Genomic DNA, 12,988 nt, shown 5'->3' with positions numbered 1-12,988 from the left:
TTATGTTATCCGTTAAGCTGGTTTTAGGCGTGAGCGCCGATTTTTTTATCCATCCCGGAAATGTGCTTGGTCAGCCAGTCAACGACCATCTGGTTGGCACCGATAATCACGGCAATATTGCCGCCGGATTTGTCATACTCGGCACTGAGTTTGGTCAGTTCATTGATAAACGCCTTGTGGGCGGTCTGCTGCTCAGCCAGGCCGGGGTATTTGATGGTTGCCATATAGCTTTCTTCATCTCTGAAATGTTGTTTAGTGTAAGCATCTAAGAAGTTCAGCAGCTCACCGATTTTTTCCTTCGATTTGCCGGTTTTTCCGGCTTCAAAAAGCTCATCGGCCATTTCAAATAATTGTTGATGCTGTTTGTCAATACTGTTCACTCCGACCGATAAATCCTGGGTCCATACGATTGCCATATTAAATCCTCCGTGTGTAAAAAAATTATGTTAGTTTAAAATTATAATAGATATGTGAAAATTATAACCCTAACGGGCGCAGAAATCAAGAGTGATTCTAAATAAAATAAAATACCACCCCTGGTAATCCCTGAGGAGCGCCGGGGGTGGTATTTTGGGATGGTGGGAATTACTGAAAAAAATGATCGGTCAGGCGTTCGTCGTGTCGCCCTTAATACTTGTCATTATCCCAGTCATCCAGCTCAATCCGCGGTTCAGCTGGGGCCGTGACCGGTTGCGGCCGGGTGGCAGCCGGGGTGGCGGCGGTAAAGCTGCCGCCGTCGGCTTTGATCGTAAAAGCCCCGACCATCTGCTTGAGCATTTCGGCCTGGCCGGACAGTTCCTCACTGGCCGCGGCGCTTTCTTCGGCCGTGGCGGAGTTGGTCTGAACGACCTGAGAAACCTGTTCGATGCCCTGAGTAATCTGAGCGATTTCCGAGGCCTGATCGTTGGAGGCCCGGGCGATGTTACCGACCAGGGCGGTAACCTTGCCGATATCGGCGAGAATCTGGGTCAGGCTTTCGGCGGTTTCATCGGCAATTTTAGAACCGACCGCGACCTTATCGATCGAGCCTTCAATCAGCCCGGTGGTTTCCTTGGCCGCTTCGGCGGAGCGAGCCGCCAGCGAGCGGACCTCTTCGGCGACAACGGCAAAACCCTTGCCATGTTGTCCGGCCCGGGCCGCTTCGACAGCGGCATTCAGAGCCAGGATATTGGTCTGGAAGGCGATGTCGTCAATGACCTTGATGATTTTAGAAATACTCTGGGATGAGGTATTAATGTCCACCATCGCCGTGACCATGTTGGTCATCCGGGCATTACCGATTTCGGCATTGTTGCGGACCTCGATCGAACGCTCATTGGCTTCGTTAGCCCGCATGGCATTCTGTTTGGTTTCCTGGGCGACCTCATCAATCGAAGCCGTCAGTTCCTGAATCGCTGAGGCCTGCTCGGTCGTGCCCTGAGCCAGGGCCTGACCGCCATCCGATATCTGACGGGCGCCGCTTTCGACCTGGCCGGCAGCATTGTTAATTTCAAACATGGTGGTGCTGAGGCTGGCGGTAATCTCATTGAGGGCTGTTTTAATGGCCTGGAAATCGCCCAGGTAGGTGGTCGTAATTTCCTGATTGAGGTTGCCGCGGCCCATTTCTTCCAGCGTCTGGGTAATTTCTTCGACATATTCTTTCAGGAAGGCGATGGTCTGGTTCATATCTTCTTTAATCTGACCATGCTGGCCCTTAAAGTCGCCGTGCATTTCGGTGTGAAGATTACCCTGGGACAGTTCCCGGAGCGTCGCTGAAGCGGCATTAATCGGCTCAATAACGACATCGAGGGTCTGGTTGAAGCCTTCCACCACCTTGGCGTATTCGCCCTGGAATTTGGTCACGTCGCCACGGTTGGTCAGATCGCCGGAAACGGCGATCTGCGTCATCGTCTGGGTTTCGGTGACCAGCCGGGCAATGCTTTCGATCATGCTGATAAAGCTGGGCACCAGGGTGTCGTTGTCGCTGCGCTGACCAATGGCCTTGAGGCCGTCCAGATCACAGAGGTTTCCGGCAGCAATGTTGTTGGCAATTTCGACAATATGGACCATCTGGGCGTGAACGCCGTTAATCGATTCGCCAATTTCCTGATAAATGCCCTGATATTGACCTTCCATTTTCTGCGACAGATCATTGGCACAAAGCAGCGCCAGCACCTGGTTCCCTTCGGTCAGAGCGCCGAGGCCGTCGATACAGGCATTGATGTTGGTTTTGAGATCATTAAAATCACCCTTGTATTCGGTGGTGATCTTGGGTGGCAGCACCCCGTTGCCGATCCGTTCAATGGCCTTACTGGCCACTTTAAGCGGTTTGACAAAGGTGTTGATCATGTTGTTGAGGCTGATAATCATATCCTTGAAGGCACCGGTATACTCGGTGGTGTTACCGCGGTAATTCAGCTGCCCTTCCTGGGCGGCGGTACCGATTTTTTTGATCCCCGCGTTAACCTTGTTCATTTCCGCAACCATATCAATCAGGGCATAAGCCAGGACATCCTGATCCGATTGGGGGATGATTTCGACCGCGAAGTCGCCGGTCGATAATCGTTGGGCGGCCTCGGCCTGGTCCTTACGGTTGGCAATGATGGTAGCAAAGGAATTCATCAGCGCCCCAATTTCGTCTTCGCTGGCAGCAGCGATTTCCAGATCGACATTACCCAGGGCCATCTGATCGGCCAGGGCGGTTAAATCGACAATCGGTTTGGTAATCTTTTTGGCCAGATACCAGGCCGCAGCACCACCAAGGACCAGCACCAGCAGCGAAATCAGGATCGTGACAGTGCGCAGATGGACCATCGGGGCCAGAACATCACTTTCATACTGAGCGATGATCAGGTTCCAGTTGGTGCCGGGGATGGGGGCGGTCGCGCCGATTTTGGTGTCACCATTTAAGCGGTAGGTGAGCATCCCCGATTGACCGGCCCCCAGCTCTTTAAAAGCCAGCCCGAAATCTTTCCAGGTGCCGTCGTTGTCGATGTCGGTGAAGACATTAGTTTGTTCCAGCACCACCTCATCGTTAGGATGGGCCATAAAGCCACCATCGGCATTGACGACAAAGCCGTATTGGCGGTCGCCGTCACCCATGGCATTGGTGGTGTCCTTTAAAAAGGTAGGATCGCGACGACCGACCAGTAAGCCGACCACCTGACCATTGTTTTTAATCGGGGCGACATCAAAGACCACTGGTTTTAGCGTGACCTTACTGATGGCGACGTCAGAAACGGCGGTTTCGCCGTTAAAGCCGTTCTCATACCAGAACTGCCCGGCGGCGTCAAACTCACCGCCGCCAGCCAGATATTTGGCGTGGCCATCCAGCTTCATGACGGCGATGTCCTCATAACCGAGGGTGGTGACATCCGCGCCGATAGCGGCCACCTGAGCATTCCAGTCCATTGAGGCAACACCGCCGCGGAGGGTGACCTCGTTGAGGGTTTCCAGATTTCCGGCGATGATCGCAGCCACGTGAGCGGCGCCTTCGTTGGTATATTTCTGGGCATCGCCATTGGCCTGCTCCAGTAGGGCCGCGGAGCCCATATTATAAGAAATAATGCCAAGCGCGATGACGGCAATCGCCAGGATCGCCAGGGTGAAACCGAGCAGTTTGGTCGACAGGTGTTTTTTGATTACCCGCCTGTCGTTGCCAGCTCTAAAGCCGGTGGCCGGAGTTGGGTCCAGGGCCGGGGATTTGCCCAGATTTTTGTCCGGGGTTTTGTCCATTAAGGACGGTTCATTTTGTTCCATGATTAACCTCTTTTCTTTATCGTTCTGGCTTTAACCGTTTTTGGGGGTCAACGTCAAGTCCAATCCGTCAGGATTGTCACACAACCTGGGTTGCCACTGTGATTGTGAAGGGCCGGAGTTTATTATTGAGTTAATCAAAAATGATAGCGCTGACCGCGATCCTTGCGGCATCACGAATGAATCCTAAAAACATTAATAAAGCCTTACCTATTATATCGATTCGACCCCATAATTACCAGCGAAATTGTTAAAAAAAACACAAAATATTAATCGCAACGTGCAAGTAAGGGGGCTACGGTTGGCGCGGGTATTATGCGGTTATGATAGAGAAGGTAAAAATCAGCGCATGCCGCGGTTGACAAAGGGGCGTTTTTGTAACAATCGCAAAAAATTACACTTGTCAGTCCATAAGAAAACGATTATGATGGTTCAGTAGAACATGCACAATAACAGAGATAAGTGAATAAAATTCTTTAAGAATAACGAATAAAGTCGAAATCGGCAACATTGCCTATTTCCGGGAGGTCTTATGTCATTACTGAGTCAGAAAATAACCGAATACATCAGCGAAAGTGGGGAAAGCGTTCAGTCCCTGGCGGAAATGGGGAACATCAACCGGACCACCCTGCAGCGGGTAAAGTCCGGGGAACGGCTGCCGACCCGGGCCTTTTTCAAAAAATTGACCCGGGTGCTGCGGCTGTCACCAGCCGAAGAAGCCGAACTGGAAACGCTGCTGGCCATCGCTCAGGTCGGGGAAGGGACCTATGCCAACCGTCAAAAGATTATTGAATTGATCGAAACGGTTTCGGAATTAACGGAATATAAGATCCCTTTTTCCAAGGAGTTGCGGCAACGGGAGGGGGTTCAAAAAAACAGTGAGCCGCTGCCGACGATGCAAATTGTCGCCGGCGAAAAACAGGTGCTGAGTTTGATCCAGCACTGTCTTGACGGGGAGTTGTTTGCAGCCCCCACGCCAACCGTGAAGCTGGCCATTCCCTATGGTTTCCAGGCGGTTTATGATTATCTGTTTTTGCAGCTGCTGGGAAATAAAAAAACCTTAAACCTCCAGGATGTCCTGAGTCTGCACCGGGAAGTCGGCGACACCGGCGCCGATCCGATGCTGGGGGCGCTGAAACATCTGATTGCCCTGACCCTGCTGGACAATGTCAACTACCAGTCCCATTGCTGGGTGCAGCAATCCGAAAAAGCCAGCTCCGGCCCGGAAATCAGCGCCCTGTTCCCGTATTTTATCCTGACCTCCAGCACCGTCATCACCCTTTCCCGGGATTTAAGTCAGGCCGTCCACTACCAGGATCCCGCCTTTGTTCGCCTCTACAGTGACAGCTTCGCCCAAATGCTGGCATCAACCCAGCCGTTTATTCTGGAGAGTAATGATATGTATAAGGTATTTGCCATCGACCGGGAATTTCATATTAAATATGTTTTTGAACCATTGCCCTGCTTAGCCTATTATGCTGATCGGGAAATACTGGAAAAAAAGATAAACAGGGATTTCCCCTATTACGAAGCACTGTTGGAGGCGGTCGATCAGTACTACCAACGTTTCAGAAAATTGAATACCCAGATGCTCAATATTTTTTCACTGAAAAACCTGCGCCAGTTTATGAAAGATGGCAGTCTGATACTCCCTGAGTATCTCTATCATCCCTTAACACTGGAAGAACGGTTCACGACAATACAGCAGGTCCGGGATGATCTGTTCCATAAACGCCGTATTCTCTTTGCCCTGGATGATGATAAACTGTTTCTAAATTCAGCGGTAGAATTTATCAGTGAAGGCGATGGTCTGCGTCTGATCCTTCATTACAAGATCGATGATAAAATCATTTACAAAACAGTTGAACTCCGGGAACCCGGCATCATTGCTGCCTTTGAGGATTTTTTTACCAGTCTCCCCAAAAGTGAATATGTGCTGCCCACCGAAACCACCCTGGCCGAAATTGACGCCCTGCTTCGGGAATACCAACCAGCCTTTATGAGCGCAACCGGCACCGATCCTAATTTCACCGAAAACCTTGTCGAATCACCGCCACCGGGGTTATAATAAGCTTATCAACTAGCGATATAGCAAAAAACAATAAAGTCATACAAGGCTTGTTTTGCAGTTGGTTCTAAAAACAATTTTGTAAAAAATAAAAATAAACTGAGCGACAACTTCAAACCCAGTACCGACAATTGTTACATCATGTTGTACGCATCGGGGCGAACAGGTTGATAAACCTGTCCGCTCCCGCAGCGAACAACAGATTAACAATTGTCGGTGCGCCAGCGAAGCGCTAACCTCCAGTTTGTACAAAATTGTTTCGCTGTACCAAAATCCATCACAGGAGGTAAGCTTATGGGCGGTATTATTTTTGTTGTTCTGGTCGTTATTGTCGCCGTCGCCATCTGGCTCTATCTGACCGCTTCGCAGCACAGTCCGACCGGCCAGCAGCCGCTGCTGAGAATTCCCTGTAAAGACGGTTATCTGATCGGTTATTATCAGGGCAGCCGCTTTATCGGCCAGCGTTTTGTTAACAACCGGCTGGCCTCCGAAGGCGTTTTTGTCAACGCCATCCAGGTCGGTGTCGGTAAAGAATACTACCCCAATGGGACCCTGAAATACGAAGGCAACTTTAGCAACGGCCTGGCCGCCGGTCAGGGCAAGCTCTATGAAGAAAACGGCAAGCTGAAATATATCGGCAATTTTGAAAGTGGTTACGCCTCGGGGCAGGGGCGGATCTTTGACCAGAACGGTAAACTGAAATGCGAGGGCAATTTTGCCCGGCTCCCCAGTAATCAGGAAAATATCAAGGATCCCTCGGTACCAACTGGCCATTGCAAAGAATATTACGACAATGGCCAGCTGAAATACGAGGGTGAATTTGTCAATGGTGTCTGGCATGGCGAAGGGCGTTCCTATGACCGCAATGGCCGACTGGTCTTTAAAGGAAAATTCGCCTACGGCAAACCGGCCCAATAAGCGGCACGGCATAGACAAAAAAACAACCGCAAAAAAGCATCCGGACTGATCATCGCCAGTCCGGATGCTTTTTTATGGTGCGCCCGGCAGAATCAATCAGAGTGAGTCGGATTTAGCTTGTTTATTGTCCGCGATCGTGCTATCATAAAATCAACAAGGTCGACACTTATAAACCAGCTGGTTTCAGTTGAATCGTGAAGCAGTACCGATGCTTCAAAGGGGGACACGATGTTTATTGCCAGACAACCAATTTTTAATGATCAACTGGACGTTTATGGATATGAATTACTTTTTCGGTTAAACAGCCACTCCAGTCAGTTTGGCGGGGTTTCTTCCCAGGGGGCTACTGCGGCGGTGATCACCGGCCTGTACGAATCGGGGATTGAAAATATCGTCGAAGACAAACTGGCCTTTATTAATTTTGACGAGATTTTCATTCATTCCGATGCGCTGGAACTGATCAAACCCGATCAGATGGTGGTCGAAATGCTGGAAAAGATCAAAATTGACGGGCCCTTGATGGCCCGCCTGCAAACCATCAAGGATCAGGGCTATAAGATTGCGCTGGACGATTTTGAAGAAGTTTATGACAGCTATCCACTGACCCCCTTTGCCGATATTATCAAGTATGACCTGATGGTCACCCCGTTAGCGACGATTGCGGCTGATGCCGCGGCGGCGCTGACCCAGGGAAAAGTGCTGCTGGCCGAAAAGGTCGAAACCCAGGCCGAATTTCAGCAGGCCAAAGAAATGGGATTCACGCTGTTTCAGGGCTATTTTTTCAGCAAACCGATTATCGCCGGACATTCGGTCAGTAAATCACCGACCAAGCTCCAGTATTTCAAGCTGATTTCCGAGCTTAAAAAGGATGATCCTTCCTATGATGCCCTGGCTGAATTGATCCAGCAGGATGTCACCCTGGCGTATCGGGTCATGCGGATGGCCAGTGTCCGGTCCAATCATGACCTCGTCAGTTCGATCCGCTATGCCCTGACCTATATGGGTCTCAACGAAATTGAACGCTGGCTTAATATTTTAATGCTGCAGGATCTGGGCAAGGACAAACCCGAAGAATTGATGAAAATCTCGATTATCCGCAGCCGCTTTGCCCAAACCCTGGCCAAACGGGCACTGCTGACCTACAATGCCCAGCATAGCGCCGGGATGATGGGCCTGTTCAGTGTCCTGGACGGTATTCTCGATCAGACGATGGCCGAGGCCCTGGCCGGGATAACCCTGCCACCGGCAATTCTGGAAGCCCTGCTTGACGGCAGCGGCCCCCTGTATCCGATTTATGAATTAATGGCGGCCTATGAAAAAGGCGATTGGGCCACCACCCTGCGCCGGTCCCAGGAGCTGAACATCGAAGAGTATATCCTGTATCACGACTATCGCGAAGCGATTCAATGGGCCAATGAAATTATTTCAAACCTTGACTGATAGCACCGGGTGCCCAATCAACGCGGCCGCCCATCAAGACGTCAGTAAGCAGAAACATGACCGGCTCCAGCGCGGTCATGTTTCTTTTTATTTGAGCACATGCAGCGGCGGCGGTGACCCGGGCCGCACATAAAGGCCGCATCAGGTGGATAAAAATACTTGTATTTAATGAAACTAAGTGATAAAATAAAATTATTGAAAAGGATTAGACTATGATAAAATTATGCGTTTAGCCAGATTCAGGAGGCCCCATGTTTATTGCCAGACAACCGATTTTCAACGCACAGCTTGAAGTGTACGGATATGAGCTTTTATTTCGCCTTAACAGCCAGTCAACCCAGTTTGGCGGCGTATCATCCCAGGGGGCAACGGCCATGGTCATCACCGGCCTGTTTGAATCGGGCCTGGAAAATCTGATTGAAGACAAGATCGCCTTCATCAATTTTGATGAGATCTTTATCCACTCCGAAGCCGTGGAGCTGATCAAACCGGACCGGATGATCGTCGAAATGCTGGAAAATATCGAAGTCAGCAACAATCTGATGGCGCGCCTGACGGATATCAAAGCGATGGGTTACAGCATCGCCCTTGATGATTTTGCCCAGACCTTAAAAAGTTACCCGCTGACCCCGTTGGCTGATATTATCAAATACGATATTATGGTCACCCCGCTCGATCGCATTGCCGCCGACGTTCCCGCCGGGTTGGCCCAGGGAAAGACCCTGCTGGCCGAAAAGGTCGAAACCCAGGCTGAATTTATTAAGGCCAAAGCGATGGGTTTTACCCTGTTTCAGGGCTATTTTTTCAGCAAACCGCGGATTGCCGGACGGTCCTTCCGGGCCACACCCTCGCAGATTCAGTATCTGCAGCTGATGACCGAAATCAACGCCGATGAACCCTCTTTTGACCGCCTGGCGCAGCTGATCGAGCAGGATGTCACCCTGACCTATCGGCTGCTGCGGCTGGCCAGTTTTCGGGCTGGCAGCGAATTGATCAGCTCAATTAAATTTGCCCTCAGCTACATCGGACTGCGGGAATTTGAACGTTGGATCAGTATTTTAATGATCCATGATCTCAGTAAGGATAAACCCGCCGAACTGATTAAACTGTCACTGATCCGTACCCGCTTTGCCGAATCCCTGGCCAAACGGGCCGGGCTGATCGAACTGGAAGCGGATGCCGCCCTGATGGGACTGTTCAGCGTGCTGGACGCGATTCTCGATCAGCCGATGGCCGTGGTGCTGGCGGGGATTACCTTGCCGCAGGCAATTCTTGATGCCTTAATCGAGGGCGAGGGACATCTCTATCCCATCTATGAATTAATCCTGACCTATGAAAAAGGCGACTGGGGTCAGGTTGATAGCAATGCCCGGGCCTTGAATATTGAGGAATATTACATTTATCACGACTACCGGGAAGCCATCAACTGGGCTCGGAACGTCATTGGCAATATCGCCTGAAAGCACTTAAAAATCGCGGCAGCGAAAATAACCGGAACGAATCGTCAAAAAATAATAAGATCCGCGCAAAGGGGATAGTTCAGCCAGTTAAACTGGGGGAACTGTCTTTTTTTTATGCCGCGTCAAGACCCGGGCCGCCAGAAAATAAAAAAACCGGAATATTCTGGCACACAAAATGCCACATCTTGCAATTGCCTGAAACACCGCTATAATTAAGGTAGCGCCCGGTTTGATTAAATCGCCGCGCGCAAGTCAGATCACGATGATATCAAATCGGATCGATCCAACAATCATAAAAAACGACACATAAAGCGAATTCAAACAAATAAATTCGAACAGGAGCAGAGCATGACACGATTTAGCAAACGAATTGAAGAACTGATCGATGAAAGCGGCGAAACGGTGCAATCACTGGCCGAAATGGGCAAAATCAACCGCACTACCTTACAGCGGCTTAAAACCGGGGAACGGCTGCCGACCAAAAGAGTTTTCGACAACTTATGCAAGGCCTTACGACTGTCCAATGCGGAGGTCGAAGAATTGCAGACGCTGCTGGAAATAACTCAGGTGGGCGAACGCTGTTATTATAATCGCCAAAAAATAGTCGAACTGATCGCCATCATTTATGAACTGACCAGCTATCAGATTCCCTTTATCAAAGCGGTTAAAATAAAAGCCGCAGGCGAGCCGAAAGGCGGGTCCGCAACAGCCCCACTGGTCCGGGAGCCAATCGAGATTATCAATGGCCCCGGGGCGGTGCTGGCGATGATCGAAAACAGCATCGACCGGGAACTGTTCGGCGCTGAACGGCCCCATTTAAAGCTGGCCATTCCCAGTCATTTTGAAGCCATCTATCGGCATATTTTTGAGCAGATGCTGGGCAACCCGAAACATCTGACCTTGCAGGATGTCCAGAGTTTTCCTGAAACCGCGGCCGCAACCGCTGATCCCGGTCTGGGGGCCCTTAAGACCCTGATTGGACTGTCGTTGCTGGACAATGTCAGTTACCAGTCCAATTATTACTACCAGTCCACCGGGGACGCTCCCGAAATTAATGTGCTGTTTCCGTACTTTATCCTGACCACCGAAGCGGTCATCACCATTTCCCGGGACTTCGGCCGGGCTGTCCGCTATCATGATCCCGAGCTTTACCGCCTCTATCAGAAGGGCTTTGTGACAATCCTGCAGCAGACCGAGCCCTTTATTGAGGAAAGTCGGGACTTGTTTGCCATCTATACCCTCGACAGCACCTATCGGATCCGCCAGGTCGTCGAACCGCTGCCCTGTTTTGCCTATTATGCCACCCATGAGATGGTAGCCGCCAAGGTCAAAAAAAATCTGCCCTTTTATGAACCGCTGGTGGCCGCCACCAATCGCTTCTATGACTATTTCAAACAGGAAAACCGGTCGATGATCAACGTCTTTTCGCTGACCAATCTGGCCACCTTTATGGAAACCGGCAGCATGTATTTTCCCGAGGAAATCTGTGAACCCTTTACCCCGGCCGAGCGGCTGATGCTGATCCGGCAGGTCCGCGACGATATTGTCGCCGATGTCCGCAAAACCTATGCGTTTGATGAAGGTAAGATCGCCCTGAATGCGGCGGTGGAGTTTGTCAATGAAGCCACCATGGTACATCTAATTCTGCACTACAAAAAAGGTGATCAGCAGGTCTTTAAGACGGTCAAATTAAAAGAAGCCAATATTGTCGCCGCCTTTGACGATTTTTTTCGCAGTCTCCCCGGCAGCCCCTATGTATTGCCCAAAGAAGCCACCGTCGCCGCGATGGATCAGCTGATCAGCCAATACGAAGCCCGGGCCTAGGTCCGCGCGCCAGTTAGCATAAAACTGCCGTACCGACCAATTGTTAATCTGTTGTTCGCTGCGCCATGCGAAATCCGCTTTGCTCCTTTCGCATTGGTCGCGGGCAGTCGCCAACTACAAGCAAGCTTGTGATTGGCTCGTTGCCTGCACGCAGAATCGGACAGGTTTATCAACCTGTCCGCTCCGATGCGTACAACATGATGTAACAATTGTCGGTACTGGGTTGGCATTTGAAAAATTAACATGTGTGCTAATCTGGGCGCGCAGGTTAATGAGAGCGACCGTGCCGAACACGGGGTTCTCCATTTTAACAGACAAAAAGCACCGGTTTTTAGCCGGTGCTTTTTTTCGCTTGTGTTTAGATTGAGCAGTGATTAGGCGATCGCCCGCATGATGATGAAGGCCGAATAACCGACGTAGCCCAGCATCATGACAGCGCCTTCCCAGCGACTGATTTTTTTGGAGGTGTACATCATCGGGACCACCACGACCATGGCCGCCAGCAGGATCCACAGATCGGTATAGTTTTCCATGGCAATATCGATGGGATAAATAACCCCGGAGACACCCATAACGAACAGGATGTTAAAGATATTGGAGCCGACGATATTACCGACGGCAATATCGTTTTCGCCCTTCTTGGCGGCGACCACGGAGGTGATCAGCTCCGGCAGGGAGGTACCGATGGCGACGATGGTCAAACCGATTACGGTTTCGGACATCCCTAACAGGGTGGCGATTTCGATGGCGGCTTTAACCACCAGATCGGCACCAAAAACGATTGCCACTAATCCACCGAGGGTAAAGAGAATGCTCTTGGGTACCGGCAGCAACAGAATTTCGCCCTCGGATTCTTCCTTGCCGAGGATGGCGATTTCCACCATCGAATACAGATAAATAGCAAAAAATAACAACAAGATCCAACCCTCAGAACGGGAAACCACCGAGATCGGGTCACCGTTGATCAGACCATCCATGACCATCAGCATCAGTGCGACGGTGGTCAGAATGGCGAAGGGCATCTCTTTGAAAATTGTTTTTGACTTGATGCTGATGGGGGTGATAAAGGCCGAGATCCCCAGAATAAAGAGGACATTGACAATATTCGAACCGACCACGTTCCCGAAGACAATCCCATTGGCCTGGTTCATCGATCCGGATACTGAGACAGCCAGTTCTGGGGCACTGGTCCCAAAGGCCACCAGGGTCAAACCGATGACCATGCTGGGGATGTTAAAGCGCTTGGCAATGGAAGACGAACCCTCCACAAAAAAATCGGCGCCCTTGACTAATAAGACCAGCCCGATAATTAAAAAGATAATACTCACAACAAATCCTCCCTTTAAATATAAATTGCAGTTGCCTGTTGGCGGTTGCCGGCAATCGAACCAAAATGAATAAAAATAGCACTGTATTTCAGAGCCCTTATAACAATACCAGCAGATTTGCGTTTGGTCAATTTTATTTTACCGAAAGTTGTGAAAATTTTACCCGAAACCGTTTAAATCGTAAAAAACAGGCTATACAATGTAACAGAGTGTCA

General features: G+C 50.3%; 8 protein-coding genes. 5 read left to right on the top strand and 3 right to left on the bottom strand.

From position 1 onward, the window contains the following. Nucleotides 1-23: 23 nt before the first annotated feature. Both A3KS_RS0100795 and A3KS_RS22175 read right to left on the bottom strand, forming a co-directional pair. Entirely contained in the window at nt 24-416 is a 393-nt protein-coding gene (locus A3KS_RS0100795) for a bacteriohemerythrin (protein ID WP_026393262.1), read from the bottom strand. Nucleotides 417-627: 211 nt separating this feature from the next. Beyond that, entirely contained in the window at nt 628-3,738 is a 3,111-nt protein-coding gene (locus tag A3KS_RS22175) for a methyl-accepting chemotaxis protein (RefSeq protein WP_051355567.1), read from the bottom strand. 529 nt (nt 3,739-4,267) lie between these two features. Here A3KS_RS22175 and A3KS_RS0100785 point away from each other — a divergent pair. From A3KS_RS0100785 to A3KS_RS0100765, 5 genes are all read left to right on the top strand, one after another. Further along, on the top strand, nt 4,268-5,803 hold the full coding sequence (locus tag A3KS_RS0100785; RefSeq protein WP_026393261.1) for a helix-turn-helix domain-containing protein: 1,536 nt from the start codon (nt 4,268-4,270) through the stop codon (nt 5,801-5,803). 294 nt (nt 5,804-6,097) lie between these two features. Then, nucleotides 6,098-6,721 (top strand): toxin-antitoxin system YwqK family antitoxin, encoded by a 624-nt coding sequence (locus A3KS_RS0100780; protein WP_026393260.1) that lies wholly within the window; start codon nt 6,098-6,100, stop codon nt 6,719-6,721. A gap of 228 nt (nt 6,722-6,949) precedes the next feature. Then, entirely contained in the window at nt 6,950-8,161 is a 1,212-nt protein-coding gene (locus A3KS_RS0100775; RefSeq protein WP_026393259.1) for an EAL and HDOD domain-containing protein, read from the top strand. Nucleotides 8,162-8,412: 251 nt separating this feature from the next. Next, nucleotides 8,413-9,621 carry an EAL and HDOD domain-containing protein gene (locus A3KS_RS0100770; protein ID WP_026393258.1) on the top strand — a complete coding sequence of 403 codons (1,209 nt, stop codon included), beginning with the start codon at nt 8,413-8,415 and terminating at the stop codon, nt 9,619-9,621. A 348-nt stretch (nt 9,622-9,969) separates the two neighbouring features. Then, nucleotides 9,970-11,445 carry a helix-turn-helix domain-containing protein gene (locus A3KS_RS0100765; RefSeq protein WP_026393257.1) on the top strand — a complete coding sequence of 492 codons (1,476 nt, stop codon included), beginning with the start codon at nt 9,970-9,972 and terminating at the stop codon, nt 11,443-11,445. A gap of 374 nt (nt 11,446-11,819) precedes the next feature. Here the strand turns inward: A3KS_RS0100765 and A3KS_RS0100760 are convergent, their stop codons facing one another. Further along, the gene (locus A3KS_RS0100760) at nt 11,820-12,773 is read right to left on the bottom strand and encodes a calcium/sodium antiporter (RefSeq protein ID WP_026393256.1); all 954 of its coding nucleotides are present in this window, start codon (nt 12,771-12,773) and stop codon (nt 11,820-11,822) included. Nucleotides 12,774-12,988 lie beyond the last annotated feature (215 nt).

Origin of the sequence: Acetobacterium malicum subsp. dehalogenans DSM 11527, assembly GCF_000472665.1 — a bacterium.
In the GTDB taxonomy this organism is placed as follows: Bacteria; Bacillota; Clostridia; order Eubacteriales; family Eubacteriaceae; genus Acetobacterium; species Acetobacterium malicum.
Note: the sequence above shows the minus strand (reverse complement) of the source record. Positions and strands in the feature narration are given on the sequence as shown.

What these genes read in the sequence shown, in the direction of transcription:
- A3KS_RS0100795 (WP_026393262.1), bottom strand. Translation starts at nt 416, where the DNA reads ATGGCAATCGTATGGACCCAGGATTTATCGGTCGGAGTGAACAGTATT.
- A3KS_RS22175 (WP_051355567.1), bottom strand. Translation starts at nt 3,738, where the DNA reads ATGGAACAAAATGAACCGTCCTTAATGGACAAAACCCCGGACAAAAAT.
- A3KS_RS0100785 (WP_026393261.1), top strand. Translation starts at nt 4,268, where the DNA reads ATGTCATTACTGAGTCAGAAAATAACCGAATACATCAGCGAAAGTGGG.
- A3KS_RS0100780 (WP_026393260.1), top strand. Translation starts at nt 6,098, where the DNA reads ATGGGCGGTATTATTTTTGTTGTTCTGGTCGTTATTGTCGCCGTCGCC.
- A3KS_RS0100775 (WP_026393259.1), top strand. Translation starts at nt 6,950, where the DNA reads ATGTTTATTGCCAGACAACCAATTTTTAATGATCAACTGGACGTTTAT.
- A3KS_RS0100770 (WP_026393258.1), top strand. Translation starts at nt 8,413, where the DNA reads ATGTTTATTGCCAGACAACCGATTTTCAACGCACAGCTTGAAGTGTAC.
- A3KS_RS0100765 (WP_026393257.1), top strand. Translation starts at nt 9,970, where the DNA reads ATGACACGATTTAGCAAACGAATTGAAGAACTGATCGATGAAAGCGGC.